The organism is Streptomyces umbrinus, from assembly GCF_030817415.1.
Classification (GTDB): domain Bacteria; phylum Actinomycetota; class Actinomycetes; order Streptomycetales; family Streptomycetaceae; genus Streptomyces; species Streptomyces umbrinus_A.
Genome location: NZ_JAUSZI010000002.1, coordinates 9,341,224 through 9,361,911 on the forward strand (window position 1 = coordinate 9,341,224; position 20,688 = coordinate 9,361,911).

The 20,688-nt window shown below is 71.9% G+C and carries 19 protein-coding genes and 1 pseudogene; 14 read left to right on the plus strand and 6 right to left on the minus strand.

Annotation, left to right across the window (positions count from 1 at the left end):
• The first annotated feature begins 21 nt into the window (after window positions 1–21).
• Window positions 22–741 (plus strand): helical backbone metal receptor, encoded by a 720-nt coding sequence (locus tag QF035_RS41225; RefSeq protein WP_307526440.1) that lies wholly within the window; start codon window positions 22–24, stop codon window positions 739–741.
• Here QF035_RS41225 and QF035_RS41230 read toward each other — a convergent pair.
• Window positions 668–1,870, minus strand: coding sequence for a TDT family transporter (locus QF035_RS41230; protein WP_307526441.1), 1,203 nt, complete (start codon window positions 1,868–1,870; stop codon window positions 668–670). The genes QF035_RS41225 and QF035_RS41230 overlap by 74 nt on opposite strands.
• A gap of 70 nt (window positions 1,871–1,940) precedes the next feature.
• Here QF035_RS41230 and QF035_RS41235 point away from each other — a divergent pair, with 70 nt between their 5' ends.
• The gene (locus QF035_RS41235) at window positions 1,941–2,891 is read left to right on the plus strand and encodes a LysR family transcriptional regulator (RefSeq protein ID WP_307526442.1); all 951 of its coding nucleotides are present in this window, start codon (window positions 1,941–1,943) and stop codon (window positions 2,889–2,891) included.
• A 172-nt stretch (window positions 2,892–3,063) separates the two neighbouring features.
• The gene (locus tag QF035_RS41240; protein WP_307526444.1) at window positions 3,064–4,050 is read left to right on the plus strand and encodes a phosphotransferase family protein; all 987 of its coding nucleotides are present in this window, start codon (window positions 3,064–3,066) and stop codon (window positions 4,048–4,050) included.
• On the opposite strand, the gene QF035_RS41245 is transcribed toward QF035_RS41240, so the two are convergent.
• On the minus strand, window positions 4,019–4,699 hold the full coding sequence (locus QF035_RS41245) for a gamma-glutamyl-gamma-aminobutyrate hydrolase family protein (protein ID WP_307526446.1): 681 nt from the start codon (window positions 4,697–4,699) through the stop codon (window positions 4,019–4,021). The two genes, QF035_RS41240 and QF035_RS41245, sit on opposite strands and share 32 nt — an antisense overlap.
• 113 nt (window positions 4,700–4,812) lie before the next feature.
• Window positions 4,813–5,547 carry a FadR/GntR family transcriptional regulator gene (locus QF035_RS41250; protein WP_307526448.1) on the minus strand — a complete coding sequence of 245 codons (735 nt, stop codon included), beginning with the start codon at window positions 5,545–5,547 and terminating at the stop codon, window positions 4,813–4,815.
• Window positions 5,548–5,624: 77 nt separating this feature from the next.
• Between QF035_RS41250 and QF035_RS41255 the strand changes: the two genes are divergently transcribed.
• From QF035_RS41255 to QF035_RS41270, 4 genes are all read left to right on the plus strand, one after another.
• Entirely contained in the window at window positions 5,625–6,989 is a 1,365-nt protein-coding gene (locus QF035_RS41255; RefSeq protein ID WP_307526450.1) for a glutamine synthetase family protein, read from the plus strand.
• A gap of 8 nt (window positions 6,990–6,997) precedes the next feature.
• Entirely contained in the window at window positions 6,998–8,377 is a 1,380-nt protein-coding gene (locus QF035_RS41260; protein WP_307526452.1) for an aldehyde dehydrogenase family protein, read from the plus strand.
• Window positions 8,374–9,165 (plus strand): 3-oxoacyl-ACP reductase, encoded by a 792-nt coding sequence (locus tag QF035_RS41265; RefSeq protein ID WP_307526454.1) that lies wholly within the window; start codon window positions 8,374–8,376, stop codon window positions 9,163–9,165. The genes QF035_RS41260 and QF035_RS41265 overlap by 4 nt, the downstream gene beginning before the upstream one ends.
• Before the next feature lie 171 nt (window positions 9,166–9,336).
• On the plus strand, window positions 9,337–10,296 hold the full coding sequence (locus QF035_RS41270; RefSeq protein ID WP_307531804.1) for a DUF2510 domain-containing protein: 960 nt from the start codon (window positions 9,337–9,339) through the stop codon (window positions 10,294–10,296).
• A gap of 41 nt (window positions 10,297–10,337) precedes the next feature.
• Here QF035_RS41270 and QF035_RS41275 read toward each other — a convergent pair whose 3' ends face one another.
• Window positions 10,338–11,540 (minus strand): amino acid deaminase/aldolase, encoded by a 1,203-nt coding sequence (locus QF035_RS41275; protein ID WP_307526455.1) that lies wholly within the window; start codon window positions 11,538–11,540, stop codon window positions 10,338–10,340.
• A gap of 1,224 nt (window positions 11,541–12,764) precedes the next feature.
• Between QF035_RS41275 and QF035_RS41280 the strand changes: the two genes are divergently transcribed.
• Together QF035_RS41280 and mycP are read left to right on the plus strand one after the other, a co-directional pair.
• On the plus strand, window positions 12,765–14,027 hold the full coding sequence (locus tag QF035_RS41280; RefSeq protein WP_307526457.1) for a hypothetical protein: 1,263 nt from the start codon (window positions 12,765–12,767) through the stop codon (window positions 14,025–14,027).
• The gene (gene mycP / locus QF035_RS41285) at window positions 14,024–15,199 is read left to right on the plus strand and encodes a type VII secretion-associated serine protease mycosin (RefSeq protein WP_307526459.1); all 1,176 of its coding nucleotides are present in this window, start codon (window positions 14,024–14,026) and stop codon (window positions 15,197–15,199) included. Before QF035_RS41280 ends, mycP begins: the two co-directional genes overlap by 4 nt.
• An 82-nt stretch (window positions 15,200–15,281) precedes the next feature.
• Here mycP and QF035_RS41290 read toward each other — a convergent pair whose 3' ends face one another.
• Window positions 15,282–16,280 carry a serine hydrolase gene (locus tag QF035_RS41290; RefSeq protein ID WP_307526461.1) on the minus strand — a complete coding sequence of 333 codons (999 nt, stop codon included), beginning with the start codon at window positions 16,278–16,280 and terminating at the stop codon, window positions 15,282–15,284.
• Between the two features lie 171 nt (window positions 16,281–16,451).
• Between QF035_RS41290 and QF035_RS41295 the strand changes: the two genes are divergently transcribed.
• Window positions 16,452–17,183 (plus strand): SseB family protein, encoded by a 732-nt coding sequence (locus QF035_RS41295; protein WP_307526462.1) that lies wholly within the window; start codon window positions 16,452–16,454, stop codon window positions 17,181–17,183.
• A 56-nt stretch (window positions 17,184–17,239) separates the two neighbouring features.
• Here QF035_RS41295 and QF035_RS41300 read toward each other — a convergent pair whose 3' ends face one another.
• The gene (locus QF035_RS41300) at window positions 17,240–17,596 is read right to left on the minus strand and encodes a DUF1844 domain-containing protein (protein WP_055613892.1); all 357 of its coding nucleotides are present in this window, start codon (window positions 17,594–17,596) and stop codon (window positions 17,240–17,242) included.
• Window positions 17,597–18,010: 414 nt separating this feature from the next.
• On the opposite strand from QF035_RS41300, the pseudogene infC reads away from it, so the two are divergent.
• From infC to QF035_RS41320, 4 genes and pseudogenes are all read left to right on the plus strand, one after another.
• Window positions 18,011–18,719, plus strand: a pseudogene (gene infC / locus QF035_RS41305) (translation initiation factor IF-3).
• Between the two features lie 131 nt (window positions 18,720–18,850).
• Window positions 18,851–19,045 carry a 50S ribosomal protein L35 gene (gene rpmI / locus QF035_RS41310; protein ID WP_019065473.1) on the plus strand — a complete coding sequence of 65 codons (195 nt, stop codon included), beginning with the start codon at window positions 18,851–18,853 and terminating at the stop codon, window positions 19,043–19,045.
• 95 nt (window positions 19,046–19,140) lie between these two features.
• Window positions 19,141–19,524 (plus strand): 50S ribosomal protein L20, encoded by a 384-nt coding sequence (gene rplT / locus QF035_RS41315; RefSeq protein ID WP_003970214.1) that lies wholly within the window; start codon window positions 19,141–19,143, stop codon window positions 19,522–19,524.
• 249 nt (window positions 19,525–19,773) lie between these two features.
• Entirely contained in the window at window positions 19,774–20,616 is an 843-nt protein-coding gene (locus tag QF035_RS41320) for a TrmH family RNA methyltransferase (RefSeq protein ID WP_307526465.1), read from the plus strand.
• The last annotated feature ends 72 nt before the right edge of the window (window positions 20,617–20,688 follow it).

The following is a 20,688-nucleotide window of genomic DNA, read 5'->3' on the forward strand; positions in this document are numbered from 1 at the left end:
CGTCATCCGGAGTACTCGGCCATGAGAGTGGTGTCACTCGTTCCGTCGCTCACCGAGGCCGTCGCCGTGTCCGCGCCGGGCGTCCTGGTCGGGGCGACCGACTGGTGCAGCCATCCGGCCGGCCTCGACGTCGTACGCGTCAAGGGCACCAAGAACCCGGACGTCGAGCGGATCGTCGCCCTCGCGCCCGACCTGGTGATCGCCAACGAGGAGGAGAACCGCGAGCCCGACCTGACCGCCCTGCGGCAGGCGGGACTCGACGTGCTCGTCACCGAGGTACGGGACGTGCCGCGGGCCTTTCGGGAACTGGACCGGGTGGTCCGCGCATGCGGACTGCCGACGCGGCCGCGGTGGCTGGACGAGGCCGAGGAGGCCTGGCTGGACCCGCCCCGCCCGGAGAGGCGCCTGCGCGCCGCCGTACCGATCTGGCGGCGGCCCTGGATGGTGGTCGGGCGGGACACGTTCGCAGGGGACGTGCTGGCGCGGCTGGGCGTCGACAACGCGTACGCGAGCCACGCCGAACGCTATCCGCGCGTCCCCGTCGAGGAACTGCGCGCCGCCGGCCTCGACCTGGTCGTGCTGCCCGACGAGCCGTACCGCTTCACGAGCGACGACGGCCCGGAGGCGTTCCCTGGGCTGCCCTGCGCACTGGTCGGCGGCCGCCATCTCACGTGGTACGGGCCGTCGTTGGCGCAGGCACCGCGAGTGCTCGGCGAGGCGCTGCGAGCAGCCGTCCGCTGACCAGGCCGCGGGCCGTGTGGACGGCGGCCACCGCCCAGGCCGCGAGAAGCAGGGCGTAGAGGGCGACCGTGAGCCCGTCGTAGACGACGAGTCCGGTGTGCCGGGCGAGCCCCTCGGCGCCCGTGACACACGTACCGACCGGGAAGGTGAACGCCCACCAGGTCATGCCGAAGACCATGCCCCGGCGGCGGGCCCGCAGCACCAGGGCGGTGGCCAGCGCCAGCCAGAGCAGAGCGAAACCCATCACCGGTACGCCGTAGAGCACCGGCAGGATCCCGAATCCCTGGTCGTACGGGGCGGGCACCACACCCGGGGCGGCGACGGCGAACTTGTCGACGGCCGTCGTGGACTGGCCCAGCGGGCCCAGGACCAGGAACAGGGTCGGGGTGAGCGCCAGTGGCAGCGGGCCACCCGTGACGAGGCGGGCGAAGATCATCGGCAGCATCACGAGCGTGGCCAGCAGACTGAGGCCGAACATCGCGACGCAGGCGAGCAGCAGCGTCTCGCGGGCCTGGCCGGCCGGGAGATGCGGTACGAGCAGGGGGCCGAGCGCCGCGGAGACCATCGGTGCGACGAGGGGGAGCAGCCACACCGGGGTGGCCTGGGACGGGTCGACCCGGTGGCGCACGACCATCAGGTACGGGACGGCCACCGCCGCCGCCAGGCCGATCAGCGTGCCCGTGGAGAAGAGCACGACGTCCAGGGCGACCGCCGGCCGGGTGCCGATCCAGTCCCGCCCGACCACCAGCGCGCCGCCGCCCACGGCCAGCAGGGCCATGGAGAGGCAGCCGTAGAAGGGCGCCATCGACGGGTCCAGGAGATGGGCGCGTGCCTGGTCCCTGTGGTGCGTCCAGTGGACCGTCCGGGCGGCCAGCAGGGCGATGAGCATGGTCAGGGACAGGGCCCAGACCGTTGCGCAGAACGTGCGGAGGCCCGGGACGTCGAAGGGGAGGCCCGCGCCTGCGGTGGCCACGATCGCCGTGCCCATCACCGGGGCGTACCAGTTCGGGCCGAGGTGGCGGAAGGGGGATGACTTTGCCTCTGCCTCCGCGTTCGCCCTTGTGGGGCGGCTCGGGTTGGCATGGCTGGTGTTGTCCGTGGTGGCGGTGAGCGGGTGGGCTGTGGCCATGAGTTCACCGTGCCTCGGCGGGGGGCGGCTCACCAGGGAGTACCGGTCTATGAGGACATAAGGTGGGCTTATGAGTCGGGATGACGGGACGGGTGACCAGGGGGTTCGCGAGACGGCGTCCATACCGGTGGGTGGGCTGTCGCATCGGGTCCCCGATCTGGGTGCGCTGGAGCTGCTGCTCGCCGTGGCGCGGCTCGGGAGTCTGGGGCGGGCCGCCCGGGAGGTCGGGATCACGCAGCCGGCCGCCAGCAGCCGGATCCGGTCCATGGAAAGGCAGCTGGGGGTCGCCCTGGTCGACCGCTCGCCCACCGGGTCGCGGCTCACCGACGCGGGGGCGCTGGTGACGGACTGGGCCCGGCGGGTGGTCGAGGCCGCGGAGGCCTTCGACGCGGGGGCGCAGGCGTTGCGGGACCGGCGGGACTCCCGGCTGCGGGTCGCGGCGAGCATGACGATCGCCGAGTACCTGCTGCCCGGGTGGTTGCTCGCGCTGCGCGCGCAGCGGCCGGACACCGCGGTGTCCCTGATCGCCGGGAACTCGACGGTGGTCGCCGAGCGGGTGCTCTCCGGTGAGGCGGACCTCGGCTTCGTGGAGGGCGTGTCCGTGCCGAGCGGGCTGGACTCCGTGGTGATCGCCCACGACCGGCTGATCGTGGTGACCGCGCCCGGGCACGCGTGGGCGCGGAGGCGGCGGGCGCTCGACGCGAGGGAGTTGGCAGGGGCGCCGTTGATTCTGCGGGAGGAGGGGTCGGGGACGCGGCAGGTGCTGGACGCGGCGCTCGGCGGGCTGGCCCGCCCTCTGATCGAGCTCTCGTCCACGACGGCGGTAAAGGCGTCTGCGGCTTCGGGGGCGGGACCGGCGGTTCTCAGCGAGCTGGCGCTCGGAGAGGAGCTGTCCGCTCGTCGGCTCGTCGAGATTCCGGTGGAGGGGATCCGGCTGAGCCGCGATCTGCGGGCTGTCTGGCCTGTGGGGCATCGGCCTACGGGACCGGCGCGGGACTTGCTGACGCTGACGCGGTCGTAGGGGCGCGGGGCTGCGACATTTGCGGCTCCGCCGCGGGGCGCGACCCGCCCCCACCTGCCCGTACATGACATTCCACCCGAGGCGCCGCACCCCACCCGGGCAGCGCCCCCGTGGCACCCGCGGTGGGAAATGTGGTGGCGGCGGAGCGCGCCGCCGACGGACGATGCTGGGCATGACGATGAGCGCACCGCCGGCGACAGGCGTCCGCACCCCGTGGGGAGCGATCCCCGAGCCGGTGAGGCAAGCCGTCGCGGACCTGCTCGGCGGCCCCGTCGTGGAAGCGGTCACGCAGACCGGAGGATTCTCGCCGGGACCGGCCGCCCGGGTGAGGACCGCGGACGGCCGACGGGCATTCGTCAAGGCCGTCAGCGCCGAAGGGAACCCGGACAGCCCGGACATGCACCGACGCGAAGCGCGGAACTCCGCCGCCCTGCCGGCCGAGACCCCCGCACCGAGACTTCTCGGAATGCACGACGACGGGAACTGGGTGGCGCTCGTTTTCGAGGACATCGACGGGCGTCAGCCTCATGTGCCTTGGGACGAGCGTGAGTTGGCGCGCGTTCTCGACGCCGTGGGGGAGCTCAGCCGCACGCTCACGCCGTCCCCCGTGGACGTCCCGCCGGTCGGAAAAGCCCTCTCGCGCGCCTTCCGAGGCTGGCAGAAGATGCTGGACGAGGGACACGGAGCCGGAGACAGGGGCGAGGGCCTCGACCCCTGGACCGTACGGAATCTTCGCGCGCTCGCCGAACTCGCCGCACCCTGGGCCGAGTTCGCCTCGGGCGACACCCTCGCCCATGGCGACCTCCGCGCCGACAACATCCTCCTCACGGCCCCGGAGAACGCACCGCATCGTGTGCTCTTCGTCGACTGGCCGCACGCCCAGCTGGCCGCCCCCTGGTTCGACCTCCTGGTCATGCTGCCGTGCGTCCGCGTACAGGGCGGCCCCGATCCCGAAGTGCTGTTCACCGAGCACCCGTTGGGGAGGGCGGCGGACCCGGCCGGGGTGACGGCAACCTTGGCCGCGCTTGCGGGATACTTCGTCCGGCAGTCGCGGCGGCCCGCGCCGCCCGGCCTGCCCACACTCCGCGCGTTCCAGCGGGCCCAGGGCGACGCAGCCCTCGAATGGCTCAGGAAGCGGCCTGGGTCAGGCCTGCCATGACTCGAGGGTCCTCGCCCATCTCGGGGTGCCACTGGACGCCCAACACCCAGCCGGGGCCGGGGAGTTCGAGGGCCTCGACCGTGCCGTCCGCCGCGTGGGCGGAGGGGGTGAGGTCCGTGCCCAGGCGGTCCACCGACTGATGGTGGTAGGTCGGTACGGAGGTTTCCTCGGGGACCAGGGTGGCGTAGAGGGAGCCCGGGACCGGCTTCACCGTGTGGTGGCCGAAGACTCCTACGGATTCGATGTGGTCGTCGATGTGCTGGACGAGGGTTCCGCCGAGCGCCACGTTCAGGAGTTGCATTCCGCGGCAGATTCCGAGGAGGGGTGTGCCGGAGGTCAACGCGGCGTCGATCAGGGCGAGTTCCCAGGTGTCGCGGGCGCGGGCCTCGGGGCCGCATCGTGGGTCGCGGGCGGCACCGTAGCGGGACGGGTCCACGTCGGGGCCGCCCGCGATCACCAGGCCGTCGAGTCGGGCCACGGTCTCGGCGGCACGGGTGGGTTCGTCCGGTGGCAGCATCGCCGCCAGGCCGCCCGCCGACTGGACCAGGCGCGGGTAGCCGGCCGGCAGCAGTGCCGCCTCCAGTTCCCATACGCCCCAGCGTGCGGTCTCCAGGTATGTGCTGACTCCGATGAGCGGTCTGCCTGCCATCCCCACGCTCCCTGTTTCTCGTGCGCCCCTCGGGAGGAGGCTAATAGACCGACCCCATACCTTTACAGGGGTGGCTTGATCGGATCTTGTCCGAGACCGCCTCGCACACGTTCCTATGCCAGGAAGCCGCGCAGGAGTGCCGCCGTGCCCGCGCAGTGTTCGCGCATCATTTCCCGGGCTCCGTCGGCGTCCCCGTCCAGCACCGCCTCGACCAGTGCCTCGTGCTGGCGCTGTGAGTGCTCCAGGTTCCGGACCAGGAGGGGGATGCAGTCGAGCAGGTCGTTCACGCTGGCGCGCACGGCCGCGTACTGGGCGGTGAGCGTCGGTGAACCGCACAGCTCGGCGAGGGTGAGGTGCAGGAGGGTGTCCAGGCGGCGGTAGTCCGCCAGAGGGGCGTCCTGGGTGCGGGCCAGAGCCTCGCGCAGGCGGGCCGACTGGGCGGGGGACAGGCCGTGTGCGGCGCAGAGGCCCGCCGCGCCCACCTCCAGGACCTCGCGGAAGCGCAGCACGTCCTCTATGTCGACCTCGTCGATCCGGCGGCGCAGCTCCGCCTCGCCGGGGGCGTCGGTTCGGGGGAGGACGAACGTGCCGCCGTAGCGACCGCGTCTCGACTCGACCAGACCCTGGTCCTGGAGGACCTTCAGAACCTCGCGCAGCGTCACCCGGCTGATCCCGAGCCGGTCCGCCAACTCCCGTTCCGCGGGCAGTCGTTCACCCCCGGGGACCAGGCCGAGCCGGACGACCTGGAGGATCTGCTCCAGGGCCTCCTCGAAGCCGTTGCCCGCGCGCACCGGGCGCAGCACCGGCGTCAGCCGGTCGTTCAGTTCGTCTGGATCCGGCTGCGACATCTGGCCGTGCCCCCTTCCCAAGCAATGGTTCTCGGCAATACCTTATGGCTCTCGGCTGACCGAAGGAGGCATTTCCCGTGGCAGACCGCACACCACCCCTCAGTGTCGAGGAGCTGCACGCCCTCGTCGCGAGCGGGGAGATCGACACGGTCGTCCTGGCCTTCCCGGACATGCAGGGGCGGCTCCAGGGCAAGCGGTTCGCCGCGCGTTTCTTCCTCGACGAGGTCCTGCACCACGGTACGGAGGGCTGCAACTACCTCCTCGCCGTCGACACCGACATGAACACCGTCGACGGATACGAGATGTCGTCCTGGGAGCGCGGGTACGGCGACTTCGCCATGCATCCGGACCTGAGTACGTTGCGTCGTGTTCCGTGGAACGCGGGTACGGCGATGCTCATCGCCGACCTCGCCTGGGACAACGGCTCGCCCGTCGTGGCCGCGCCCCGCCAGATCCTCCGGCGCCAGCTTGAGCGGCTCGCCGAGCACGGATTCACCGCGCAGGTGGGGACCGAGCTGGAGTTCATCGTCTTCAAGGACACCTACGAGCAGGCCTGGGACGCGAACTATCGGGGGCTCACGCCCGCCAATCAGTACAACATCGATTATTCGGTGCTCGGGACCGGGCGGATCGAGCCCCTGTTGCGCAGAATCCGCAATGAGATGGGCGCCGCCGGGCTGATCGTCGAGTCCGCCAAGGGCGAGTGCAATCCCGGGCAGCACGAGATCGCGTTCAAGTACGACGAGGCCCTGGTCACCTGCGACCAGCACGCCATCTACAAGACCGGGGCCAAGGAGATCGCCTCCCAGGAAGGTGTCTCGCTCACCTTCATGGCCAAGTACAACGAGCGCGAGGGCAACTCCTGCCACATCCACCTCTCGCTCGCCGACGTCGACGGCACCAATGCCATGGCGGGCGACGGGGAGGGCGGGATGTCGCAGGTCATGCGGTACTTCCTCGCCGGACAGCTCGCCGCGCTCCGGGACTTCTCGCTGCTGTACGCGCCCAACATCAACTCGTACAAGCGGTTCCAGCCCGGGTCGTTCGCGCCGACAGCCGTGGCCTGGGGGTACGACAACCGCACCTGTGCGCTGCGGGTGGTCGGGCACGGTCGCTCGATGCGGTTCGAGAACCGGCTTCCGGGTGGCGATGTCAATCCGCACCTCGCCGTCGCGGGGCTCGTCGCGGCCGGGCTGTACGGCATCGAGCAGAAGCTGGAGCTGCCGGAGGCATGTACCGGGAACGCGTACACCTCGGGCTACGAGCACGTGCCCACCACGCTGCACGAGGCCGCCGAGATCTGGGAGAACAGCGCCATCGCCAAGGCCGCCTTCGGCGACGAGGTGGTCGCGCACTACCGCAACATGGCGCGCGTCGAACTGGACGCCTTCGACGCCGCGGTGACCGACTGGGAGCTCCGCCGCTCCTTCGAACGTCTGTGAGGCCGAAGTTGTCGCACCTGCACGAACTGGTAGTTCTCAACCCGGCGACGGAGGAGGTCATCGCCACCGTCCCGGGCGCCACCCCCGAGGACGTCGACGCCGCGGTCGTACGGGCGGAAAAGGCACAGATCCGATGGGCCGCTCTCGCACCCGGTGAGCGGGCCCGGCTGCTGCGTCGGTTCGCCGTCGTTGTCGATGAACATCTGGAAGAACTCGCCCAGTTGGAGGTCCGCGAGGCCGGGCACGTCATCGGCAACGCCCGCTGGGAGGCGGGCAACGTCCGTGATCTGCTCGACTACGCGGCCGGGGGAGTGGAGCGGTTGACCGGCCGCCAGATCCCGGTCGCCGGCGGCCTGGACATCACGATCCTCGAACCGCTCGGCGTCGTCGGGATCATCGCCCCCTGGAACTTCCCGATGCCCATCGCCGCGTGGGGGACGGCTCCGGCGCTCGCGGCGGGCAACGCGGTCATCCTCAAGCCCGCCGAGACGACCCCGCTGACGGCTCTTCGGCTGGCCGAACTCGCCCTGGAGGCGGGCCTGCCCGAGCACCTCTTCCAGGTGCTCCCGGGCGCCGGCCCTGTCACCGGCAACGCACTGGTCGAACACCCCGGGGTCGCGAAGATCGTCTTCACGGGGTCAACGACTGTGGGCAAACAGGTGTTGGCGAAGGGCTCCGCGCTTCTCAAGCGCGTCACCCTCGAACTCGGCGGCAAGAGCCCCAACATCGTCTTCGCCGACGCCGACATCGAGGCCGCCGCGGCCGCCACCCCCATGTCCTTCCTCGACAACTCCGGCCAGGACTGCTGCGCCCGCACCCGCGTCCTCGTCCAGCGGTCCGCGTACGACCGCTTCCTCGAACTCCTCGCTCCGGCGATCGAGTCCGTCGTCGTCGGCGACCCGGCCGACGAGAAGACAGCCATGGGCCCGCTGATCTCCAGGTCCCAACTGGAGCGCGTACGGTCGTACGTCACCGATGACTTGAGCGGCATCCGGGGCACCGCCCCCGAAGGCCCCGGTTTCTGGTTCCCGCCCACCGTTCTGACCGGAATCGAGTCCCACGCGCGCGTGGCCGTCGAGGAGGTCTTCGGACCGGTCGCAGTCGTCCTCCCCTTCGAGGACGAGGCCGACGCGATCCGCCTCGCCAACGCCACCGAGTACGGCCTGTCCGGTTCCATCTGGACCCGGGACGTGGGCCGCGCCCTGCGCGTCTCCAGCGCCGTCCGCGCCGGGAACCTGTCCGTCAACTCCCACTCCAGCGTCCGCTACTGGACCCCCTTCGGCGGCTTCAAGCAGTCGGGCATCGGCCGCGAACTCGGCCCGGACGCCCTGGCCGCCTTCACCGAGACCAAGAACGTCTTCATCAGCACGGAGGGCCCCGCACAGTGAGCGCATCGACCGACGACATCATCTGCCGCCGCCTGGTCGGCCGCACCGCCGTCATCACCGGGGCCGGCAGCGGCATCGGCCTCGCCACCGCACGCCGGCTCGCCTCCGAGGGCGCCCACGTCGTCTGCGGCGACGTCGACGAGGCCCGCGGCAAGGCGGCGGCCGAGGAGATCGGCGGCATCTTCGTGAAGGTCGACGTCACCGACCCCGAGCAGGTCGACGCGCTGTTCAAGACCGCGTTCGACACGTACGGGTCCGTCGACATCGCCTTCAACAACGCGGGCATCTCGCCGCCCGACGACGACTCGATCCTGGAGACGGGCCTGGAGGCCTGGAAGCGCGTCCAGGAGGTCAACCTCACGTCGGTGTACCTGTGCTGCAAGGCCGCGATCCCCTACATGCGGCAGCAGGGCAGGGGGTCGATCATCAACACCGCGTCGTTCGTGGCCCGGATGGGCGCCGCGACCTCGCAGATCTCGTACACGGCCTCCAAGGGCGGAGTTCTCGCCATGTCCCGTGAACTGGGCGTGCAGTTCGCCCGGGAGGGCATCCGCGTGAACGCGCTGTGCCCGGGGCCGGTCAACACGCCTCTCCTCCAGGAACTGTTCGCCAAGGATCCGGAGCGGGCCGCGCGCCGCCTCGTACACATCCCGGTCGGGCGGTTCGCGCAGGCCGAGGAGATCGCCGCGGCGGTCGCGTTCCTCGCCAGCGACGACTCCTCGTTCGTGAACGCCACGGACTTCCTGGTGGACGGCGGGATCTCCGGCGCGTACGTCACGCCTCTGTAGGCCGGTCCGGGAGACGCCCGTGTGCCGGGGCCCGGCCCCTTGGGAGCGCGTCCGGGAGTGCGTCACTTCGGCCGCGGGCCGTCCGTGGCCGGTCGCGCGGTTCCCCGCGCCCCTGCGGGGCACGGTGGCGCACCGGAGTTCGCCGAAGCCGCCTAGAGTGCCGGGATGAGCATGACGCCCCCTCCCGGGTGGTACCGGGACCCCTCCGCCCCGCACGTGGAGCGCTGGTGGGACGGGACCGCCTGGACCGAACACCGGCGCTCACCCGAGGCGACGACGCCCCAACAGCCGTACGCGCAGCCGCAGTTCACGCCATCGACGCCGACGGTTCCGCTCGGGACCGGCGGCTCCGGCGCCTCCGGCGGCTCCGGACGCGCGAAGGCGATCGCCCTCACCGCCGCGGCGGTCGTGCTGGTCGCCGCGATCGTCACGGGCGCCGTCGTCCTGAGAGGGGACGACGGCGACCCGCAGACGCAGACCGCGCCGACGCCCACGTCGTCCGCGCCCACGAGCGCCGAGCCCTCGCCCTCGGAGTCCAGCTCCGAACCGTCCGCCGACGACCCCTCCGTCGTCGTGGACGAGCTCAACGGCATCACCCTGCCGCTTCTCGACGGCTGGGCCAGACCCCAGAGCGTCACCGAGACCGACATCATGATGACCACGTCCGGGACGTACGACTGCCCGGGCGACGACGGCCTCTGCCGCCACGGCACGGTCATCTCGCGCACGGTCACCTCGAACGACGAGAAGTCCCCCGAGACCCTGGCCAAGGACGACATATCCGAGGCCGCCGACCGCGCCTACGACCGCAACAAGGTCAACCAGCGCCCCTTCCACGGCATCACCTCCCACGAGGTGGTCGAGCAGGGGTCGGTGGCGGTCGCCGGCCGCACCGGGTACTTCGTGCGCTGGCGCGTCAAGACGGAGGCGGGGCCCGGAGGTTACGTCCAGTCGATGGCGTTCCCGTCCAGCGTCGGCTCGGAGTCGATGGTCATGGTGCGGTACGCCTTCGACGCGGGCGAGGAGGGGCCGCCCCTCGCCGACATGGACCGGATCACCAAGGGGATCCGGCCGGTTGGCGACGAGGGCACGGGCGGCGGAGTGGGCAGCAGCATCGGCCCCACCGGGTAACCGACTCCGGCCTGCCCGGCAGGCCGTCTGTCGGCCGTCGGCTAGAGGAACGTGTGGCCTTCCCCTCGGTAGGTCGGGACCGTCGCCGTCACCGCGTCGCCCTCCACGAGCTGCAGCACGTCGAACCGCTCGCACAGTTCCCCGGCCTTCGCGTGCCGGAACCACACCTTGTCGCCGATCAGCAGATCGTCCGCGGGCGAGCCGAGCAGCGGCGTCTGCACCTCGCCGGCCCCCTCCTGGGCGTCGTACCGCAGCCCCTCGGGCAGATACGGCACGGGCGACCGGTCGGCACCCGCGGCACCCGACGCCGGATAGCCGCCGCCGAGGACGGTCACCACACCCACCCCCGGCCTGCGCACGACGGGCTGCGCGAAGAGCGCGGCCGGACGCCCGCTGAACGACGTGTAGTTGTCGAAGAGCCGTGGCTGGTACAGCCCGGACCCGGCCGCGATCTCGGTCACCGACTCCTCGGCCGCGGTGTGCTGGACGCTGCCCGTGCCACCGCCGTTGACGAACTCCAGGTCCGGCACGACGGCCCGGACAGCCCGCACGACGTCCGCACGGCGCTGCGCCAGCTCCTTGCGGGCCGTGGCCTGCATCAGCCGGATCGCACGCGACCGCAGCGGCCGCCCCTGCAGGGAGTCGCCCACCCCCGCGATGTGCCCCTCGTACGCCATGATCCCGACGAGCCGGAAACCGGGCCGACGAGCGACCGTACGAGCCATCTCGGCGACCTGGGCGGGGGAGTGCAGCGGCGAACGGCGGGCGCCGACCCGGACCCGGCCGCCGAGCATCTTCAGCGCGGTGTCCAACTCCAGGCACACACGCACCTCTTCGCGTCCGCCGTCCCGGGCGTCGTCGATCAGCCTCAGCTGCGCCGGATCGTCGACCATGACCGTCACGGCGGCCGCGAGCTTCGGATCGGCGGCGAGCTCCGCGTACGCCTTGCGGTCCGCGGACGGGTACGCGAGCAGTACGTCCTCGAAACCGGAGCGCGCCAGCCACAGCGACTCGGCGAGCGTGAACGACATGATCCCGGCGAAGCCGTCCCGGGCCAGCACGCGTTCGAGCAGCGCACGGCACCGTACGGACTTGCTCGCGACGCGTACGGGCTTGCCTGCCGCCCTCCGTACGAGATCCTCCGCGTTGGCGTCGAAGGCCTCCAAGTCCACGATGGCGACGGGTGCGTCTAGGTGAGCGGTGGCCCGGTCGTAACGGGCCCGGTCTGCGGCGCGGGCAGTCATGGGCGAAGCCTGCCAGACCTGATTACCGCAGGGTAGGGGGACGTTCCGGGCAGATGCCCCGGGCCTGCCGACTGGTTCCCACTCGCACAGCGTCAACCCGTAGAGTGACGCGCACGCAAGCAGGGAACGGATCCGGAGGGGATCCTTCGGCGGGCCGGTCGCCGGGGCCGAGGAAACGGGGGGTGCATGAGCACGGAAGCGCGCCGCGCCTCCATTCCTCCTCGCCCCTCGACGCCCCCCGAGCAGCCCTCGGCGGAGAGCGGACGAGAGCAGTCCGAGGGGTCCGGGGACACGGGAAATCCGGGTACGCCGTCCGGTCGGGGCGCCGCTGAGGTGTCCGAGATCCCGGACCGCCGGCCCGGGCACGGCTTCTTCGGACCTGCGAGGCCCGGACGGGCGTCGCACGAGCCCGGGGCCGCGGGTGCTCCGCGGCGACCCGAGGGAACCGACGCCGACGACACGGACTCTCCCCCCAGGCGCGCCCCCGTAGACGCCCCGCCGAGGCCCGGCGTCTCGGGAACCCGGCCGGGCTCCGGTACCCCGGGCACATCGCACCGGCCGCACGCGTCGGACGGGACCGGCTCCCGAGGTACGTCCTCGGCCGCGTCGTCCCGCTTCCCGAACCTCCGTCCCGCCGGCGAACGGCGGCACGAACCGGAGATGCCCCCGCCCCCGCCCGCTTCGGCCCGCTTCCCGGACACACCGCCGCCCGACACGGGAGCCATGCCCCGCGTGGAACGGACAGGGACCCCGTCCGTCCCGCCGCGTCCGGCGACCGGCCCGCGCACTTCCCCGACGAGCCCGGGGAACACGGCTCGCCCACCACGTCCGGCCGGTGCCCCCGGCGAGACTCCGGGACGTGTTGATCAGACGGGCGTTCCGCCGCGTCCGGCGCGTGAACCCGGGGCGGCCTCAAGGACCACCGACCGGACCGATGTCCCACGGCGTCCGGCGACGGAGTCCGGGACGCGTACCGGGCGTGCCGAGCAGGCGGGTGCTCCGCCCCGTCCGGCGACCGAGTCCGGGGCGACCGCAGGGCGTGCGGGGCAGGCAGGTTTCCCGCGGCGTCCGGCCGGGGATCCGCATGCTCCGAGGCGGAACGCCGAGGGGGCGGCCGGGGTCCCGCCTCGTCCCGCGAACGCACCGGGAGGGGCGGGAGCGGCCGGCCGGAGCACTCGGGGGACCGACGGTCCGTCGCGGCCCGCGACCGAGCCCCGCGACCCGATGACGAACGGCGAGGGCAGGTCCGCCCCGCCCCGCCCCGCCCCCGAGCCGAGGACGGCCGACGGCACCTCGCCGGAGCAGCGGTCCGCCCCCGGTCTGCCCCTGCGCCCCTTCGCCCCGCCGAGGCCGGGAACTCCGGCGCCCCGGCCGGGCGCCGCCGAGCCCCGGGTTGCGCCGCCGAGCGGACCGGGCGCCGCGGAACGCCCGGCCAGGCCGCCCGTTCCGCCGCGGCCGAGCACGTTCCACCCCTCCGCGCGGCGCACCGGCGCGCCCTGGGAGACCCCGTCGGAGACCACCACCAGGCTCCGGCCCGTCCCGGCCGACCCGCCCGCGGCACCCAGTACCCCACGCCGCCCCGACATCCGCCTGTCCGGCTCGGCGGAGTCCTTCACGGACCCCGATCCGCACGTCACCGAACCCCCGGACCCGGCCCACCGCCCCTTCGTGTCCCTCGCGGCCCCCGACACGTTCGACAACGACACCGTCCAGCCGCACACGGGAGGCACCCGCCGGCGCCCCCGCCTCGCGGCCGTGGTGACCTGCGTCGTGCTGGGGCTCGGGCTCATCGGCGGTGCGGTGACGGGCAGTTGGCTGAGCGGTGACAGCGACGGCGGGGCCGGAACGCCGGACGTGTTCACGGCGGCCGGGGCCCTGTGGCACAGCATCCCCGTGGACGAACTCTTCCCGCCCACCGTCGACGGCGAGGGCGCGGGCCCGGGCGGCGCCGACCGCGCGTGGACCCGTATCGCCGTGGCCCCGGACAGCGGCTGCAAGGACGCCTTCGACCCGCTCCTGCGCAAGGCCCTCGCCCCCGCGGGCTGTCTGCGCCTCCTGCGCGCGACCTACACGGACGCCACCCGCAGTCACGTCACCACGGTCGGCCTGCTGTTCACGAAGGCGGACTCCGCGGCCATGGGCACCCTGCGCGCCCGGTTCAACGCCCAGGGCCTCGACCGGCGGCGCGACCTCATGCCCCGCCCGTACGCGGCACAGGGCACCCTCGCCGCCGGGTTCGGCGACGCCCAGCGCGCGTCCTGGACCGTGTCGGTCCTGACCGACGCCCCGGTCGTCGTCTACGCCGTCTCCGGCTTCGCCGACGGCCGTAGCTTCACCGAACCGCAGCCGGCCGAGGACGCGATGAAGGCCGACGCCACCACGCCCGCCGCCCAGGGCGGCCTGGGCCACGACGCACAGGGCCTCGCCGACCGCATCGAGCGAAGCCTCCGCAAAACCGTCAACTCGGCCACGGAGAAGCCGTCATGACCCGCAGGGCCCTGCCCGGGAGGGGACTCGTGGTCGGCCTCATGGCCGCCACCATCGTCCTCCTGCCCGCCACCGCCGCTCACGCCGACGGCATCCGCGCCAAGCAGTGGGCCCTCGACGCGATGCACACGCAGGAGGCGTGGCAGACGACGAAGGGCAAGGGCATCACCGTCGCCGTCCTCGACACGGGCGTCGACGACGAACACCCGGACCTCGCGGGCAACGTCCTCGCCGGCAAGGACATGGTCGGCTTCGGCGCCGGCCGCGGCGACCGCCCCTGGGCCCGTCACGGCACCGCGATGGCGGGCATCATCGCGGGCCACGGACACGGCGCGGGCGACGCCGACGGAGTCATGGGCATCGCCCCCGAGGCGAAGATCCTCCCCGTCCGCGTGATCCTCGAAGACGGCGACTCCGCCCGCGGCAAGGCCCGCAACACCCGCGGCAACGCCCTCGCGGAAGGCATCCGCTGGGCCGCCGACCACGACGCCGACGTCATCAACCTCTCCCTCGGCGACGACTCCAAGTCCGCCCACCCCGAGGCCTCCGAGGACGCCGCCGTCCAGTACGCCCTGAAGAAGGGCGCCGTCGTCGTCGCCTCGGCCGGCAACGGCGGCGAGAAGGGCGACCACATCTCGTACCCGGCGGCCTACCCGGGCGTCGTCGCCGCGACGGCCGTCGACCGCTACGGCACCCGCGCCTCGTTCTCCACCCGCCGCTGGTACGCCACGGTCAGCGCGCCCGGCGTCGACGTCGTCATCGCCGATCCGGACCGGAAGTACTACGAGGGCTGGGGCACGAGCGCCGCGTCGGCCTTCGTCTCCGGCGCGGTCGCCCTCATCAAGGCGGCCCACCCGGGCCTGTCCCCGGCCCAGATCAAGCAGCTCCTGGAGGACACGGCCCGCGACGCCCCCACCGGCGGCCGCGACGACTCCCGGGGCTTCGGCTTCGTGGACCCCGCGGCAGCCATCAAGGAAGGCGCCGACCTGAAGCCCGAGGGCCTGAAAGCCGCGGCCCACAACAACAAGTACTTCGGCAACGGTCCCGACACCGCCAAGGAGGACAGGCCCACATCAGCCTGGGTCGGCCCTCTGGCCGGCAGCACCGGCGGCGTCCTCCTGGTAGTAGCCATCATCCTCTGGCGAGGCAGCAGAAAGCCGACCGCCCCGTAAGGGGCGCTTTTCAGGGGCGCGGGGAACTGCGCGACCAGCCCACCACAACCCGCACATTCCCACCGGACCTCGCGGGAGCGATTCAGTCCCCCTCAAAACAAGACACGGCCGCCTTCGCAACCGCCTCCACCACCGAAACCCCCTTCTCCTTCGACGAGTTGCCGTCGGACAACACGGCCACCAGATACTCGCGACCGCCGACACCCACCCGCCCCACACTGTTGATGTCCCACAACCCGGTCGCGCTCCGAGGCAACCACCCGTTCTTCAGGGCGACTTCAGAGGCCCCCACCCCAGACGCGGCCGCGGACACCCCCCAGTCCTGCCCCACGGCAACCTCCCCCATGAGCCCGGCCAGATACGCCCGAGAGCCCTCACTCAACTCCGACTTCTCCCCGAACACCTGCCGCAACAAGGTGAGTTGATCGGCGGCCGTGGTCTGCGTAAGCCCCCACAACACCCCGTCCCCACCCTCCGTGTCCCGCAGCCCGAACCGCTCGTTCGCCGCCCGCAACCCCTCCGCCTGCCCGATCGCAGTCCACAGGGCGGTCGCCGACGCGTTGTCGCTGTTCCGGATCATCGCGGCGGCGTACGTCTTCTCCTGCGCGGTGAGCCCCCGCCCCGCGTCCTGCGCCCGCAACAGCAACGAGGCCAGAATGTCGACCTTCACGATGCTCGCGGTGTCGAACGCCTCGTCCCCGTAGACCGCACTCTCACCGGACGAGACATCCAGCACCGCCACCGACACCTCCGCCCCGTCCTCGACGGCCACGGCCTCCACCGCCTCGGCGAGCAGCGCGTCCCGGTCCACCGCGGGACTGGGCCGGGTCCTTGAACTGGCCGCGGACGTGGGCACAGCCGAAGATTCCACCGTCGCCTCCATAACCTCCGTCGCCCCCGACGAAGCCCCCGTACCGGGCGACACGGAGGACGATACGAGCCCCTCGGCATCGTGCGCCTGCACGTACATCCTCCCCGAGGAAGCGGCGCCCACGAGCACGACGGAGGCGACCGAGGCGTACACGAGAGACCTGCGGCGGGACGGACGGCCACTGCGCAGACGAGCTCTGTGGGGGAACATGCCGCGATCGTGGGCCCCGGCACTGTGCGCCCGGTTAGACGGATGTTAGAAGCGTGTCAGCGATCCCTGAGAAACCCGTGAACCTCGTGAACGACGGGTTTCCGAGCGACACAAACCGCACGATCGGCCCACCGGAGGGACTACCCCCGCCCACCGATAGGCTCGGTGCCCGTGGCGAACAAGAACATCCCCGACCCCGGCTTCTCCGACGACGACGGCTCCGTCGACCCCCGGCTGAGCGCGGCGCTCACGGCGTGGGCCGAGGACCGCTCGGCGCACGGCCCCGTGCTCGCCGCGCTCAAGGGGGCCCGGCTCCTGGTCCCCGTCGTCGCCGTGCTCGGTGAGGTCGAGGAGGACGAGAACGGGCTGCGCCGCGAGAAGACCAGCGACATGGCCGTCCCCACGCTCAAGGCCGGCAACAGGACGGCCCTGCCCGCCTTCACGTCCACCGAGTCGCTGGCCCGCTGGGACCCCGAGGCCCGCCCCGTCGCCGTACCCCTGCACCAGGCTCTCCAGGCCGCCGCCCACGAGCAGGCCGACACCGTCGTACTGGACCTCGCGGGCCCGGTTCCGTACGAGCTCACGGGCCCGGCCCTGCTGGCGCTCGCCGAAGGGCGCACCACGACGGACCCGCTGGCCGATCCGGCGGTGGTCGCCGCGGTGCGCGCCGCGGTCGCCGACGAGCCGCTGGTGCTCCGCGCCCACCTCGGCCCCGGCCGGGCCGACGGCACCCTCGCTCTGGTACTGGACCCGTCCGCCGATCCGGCCGGAACCGCCCAGGCCGTCGCCCGGCGCCTCGCCGCCGACGAAACACTGAGGGCCCGCCTGGTACGCGGCCTCGACCTGGCACTCCTGCCGGCCGAGGCGACGCCACCGGGCGAGCCCCTGTACGTACGCCAGTAGTGGACGTACGCCACAGACGGCTGGGCGTACGCCGGTAAAGGGTGGTGACGGGCGGGTCAGCCGAAGACCGGGCCCGTGTACTTCTCGCCCGGGCCCTGGCCCGGCTCGTCCGGGACGAGCGACGCCTCGCGGAACGCCAGCTGCAGCGACTTCAGGCCGTCGCGCAGCGGGGCCGCGTGGAAGGAGCTGATCTCGGTCGCGCTCGCGTCGAGCAGCCCGGCGAGCGCGTGCACCAGCTTGCGTGCCTCGTCGAGGTCCTTGTACTTGTCGCCCTCCTCGGTCAGACCGAGCTTCACGGCGGCGGCGCTCATCAGGTTGACGGCGACCGTCACGAGGACCTCGACCGCGGGGACCTCCGCGATGTCGCGGGTCATGGCGTCGAAGTCGGGGGTCTCAGGAGGGGTCTCACTCATGCCCCACACGATAGGCCCCGGCCCGTCGGCCTCCGTCCGCGGGAGCCCCGGCATCCGTCCGCGGGAGCCGTTCGGGGAGCAGCCGGAGAACAGTGCATGCAGGCCGATTCGCACCACCCGGGGGGAGCTGCTAACCTTGTGTAACGACCGGCCGGTCACTCCTGTGCCCGGCCCGCAAGTGGAGGCTCCGATCTCCCACCCGACTGTCCTCCGGGACGGCGGGTCACCCGGTCAGGCGGCCACCATCGTTCCGTACGGACGATGGAGTCGCTGGATATGCGCCCCGCGGGCCACCGCGGCGGTGCTCCGGTCATTCTTGGAGCCACCGCCTGTGTCCTGTCCGGGGCATTTTTCATGTGCCGCGGCGGTTGGTCCAGTCAAAGAGACGTATGCGAGCTGTTTGCCAGACAGTCCGTGTGGTGCTATCCGAGGAGGATCCATCAGCACCGAGCCCCGCATCAACGACCGGATTCGCGTTCCCGAAGTGCGACTTGTCGGTCCCAGCGGCGAGCAGGTCGGGATTGTTCCGCTTGCCAAAGCCCTGGAGCTTGCGCAGGAGTACGACCTCGACCTGGTCGAGGTGGCTGCGAGCGCGCGTCCCCCGGTCTGCAAGCTCATGGACTACGGGAAGTTCAAGTACGAGTCGGCCATGAAGGCCCGTGAGGCGCGCAAGAACCAGGCGCACACGGTCATCAAGGAAATGAAGCTCCGGCCGAAGATCGACCCGCACGACTACGACACCAAAAAGGGTCACGTCGTCCGGTTCCTCAAGCAGGGCGACAAGGTCAAGATCACGATCATGTTCCGTGGTCGCGAGCAGTCCCGGCCGGAACTCGGCTACCGACTGCTGCAGCGTCTCGCTTCGGACGTCGAGGACCTCGGGTTCGTCGAGTCCAACCCGAAGCAGGACGGCCGAAACATGATCATGGTTCTCGGCCCGCACAAGAAGAAGACCGAGGCGATGGCCGAGGCCCGTGAGGCCCAGGCGGCCCGCAAGGCGGAGGCGAAGGCCAACCCGGGCAAGTCGCAGAACCACACGGGTGACGACATCTCCGAAGGAGAGGTCGCCGACGCCGACACGGAGACAGCCGAGGCTCCGGCCGAGGCTTCCGCCGAGGCCTGATCCCGGGGCGAGAGTCCCAAGGGGGTTCCCGGACGCGAGTCCGGGGACGTCAACCGATACACATGACGTTCCGTTGTGCCCGGTTTCACGACCGGGCACAGGAGCGCCACTGACGAGGAGAGAACGGCGCTATGCCGAAGAACAAGTCGCACAGCGGTGCCAGCAAGCGCTTCAAGATCACCGGCTCCGGCAAGGTGCTCCGCGAGCGTGCCGGCAAGCGCCACCTGCTCGAGCACAAGTCGTCGCGCGTGACGCGCCGCCTGACCGGCAACGCCGAGATGGCCCCGGGCGACGCCAAGAAGATCAAGAAGCTTCTCGGCAAGTGACGTCCGGGCGCCTCGGCGCCGTACGTCTGGACCGGGACCCAATCGAATTCGGGCCGTGTGACGACCACCACGGCCCCGCTACAAGGAGTTAACAAGTGGCACGCGTCAAGCGGGCAGTCAACGCCCACAAGAAGCGCCGGGCGATCCTCGAGGCGGCCTCCGGCTACCGCGGTCAGCGTTCGCGCCTGTACCGCAAGGCCAAGGAGCAGGTCACCCACTCGCTGGTCTACAACTACAACGACCGCAAGAAGCGCAAGGGTGACTTCCGTCAGCTGTGGATCCAGCGCATCAACGCTGCGGCCCGCCAGAACGGCATGACGTACAACCGCCTCATCCAGGGTCTGAAGGCCGCCAACATCGAGGTGGACCGCAAGATCCTCGCCGAGCTGGCCGTCAACGACGCCAACGCGTTCGCCGCGCTCGTCGAGGTCGCGCAGAAGGCGCTGCCGTCGGACGTCAACGCGCCGAAGGCTGCGTGACGCTGGCGCTGGCCTTGGCCGGACTAGCTTGTGGACCCGCTCGCCTCAGGGCTTGCGGGTCCATATGTGTTTGCGCTGCGTCCGGCCGGTTCGGCACCGCCGGGATCCGCCGTCGTCGCTGAGCGCCGGCGCGGCGGAAACGGGGGCCCGCCCCGGCCCCGTGAACCCGGCGGAACGACTTGCCCGGACCCGTCCAGACCCGTGAAGCAGGGCAGTGACGTGCCCCATCCGTGAACCAAAGGTGAATCCATGCCTGTCGGCCCCGAGCTGATCTCCCCCCGTTCCGCGCGCGTCTCCGCCGCCCGGCGGCTTGCCAGGCGGAACTTCCGGGGGAAGGAGCGGCTGTTCCTCGCGGAGGGGCCGCAGGCCGTGCGGGAGGCCGCCGGGCATCGGGGGGACGGCGGCGAGACGCTGGTCGAGCTCTTCGTGACGCCGGAGGCCGCCGAGCGGTATGCCGACATCGTGGGGGAGGCCCGGGACGCCGGGGCCCGGGTGCACCTCGCCGCCGAGGACGTGATCGCGGACATCTCGACGACCGTCACCCCCCAGGGACTCGTCGGGATCTGCCGGTTCCTGGACACGCCGTTCGAGGAGATCCTCAAGGCCGGGCCCAGGCTGGTCGCCGTACTCGCGAACGTCCGGGACCCCGGGAACGCCGGCACCGTCCTGCGCTGCGCCGACGCCGCGGGCGCCGACGCCGTCGTCCTCACCGACGCGTCCGTCGACCTCTACAACCCCAAGTCCGTACGGGCGTCGGTCGGTTCGCTGTTCCATCTGCCCGTCGCGGTCGGCGTACCCGTGGAGCACGCGGTGCAGGGGCTGAAGGACGCCGGGGTGCGGATTCTCGCCGCCGACGGCGCGGGCGAGGACGACCTCGACGACGAACTCGACAAGGGCACCATGAGCGGGCCCACCGCCTGGGTCTTCGGGAACGAGGCGTGGGGGCTCCCGGAGGAGACGCGTGCGCTGGCGGACGCCGTTGTGCGCGTACCCATTCACGGCAAGGCCGAGAGCTTGAACCTCGCGACGGCGGCCGCCGTATGTCTCTACGCGTCGGCTCGTGCGCAGCGTGCCCGCCGTGCTGGTTCCTGAGGGGGTCCGTTCCGTCACTCCCAGCTAGTAGGGTGACGGGCTCGGGGGCCCTGCGCCAGACGAGAGGTGGGG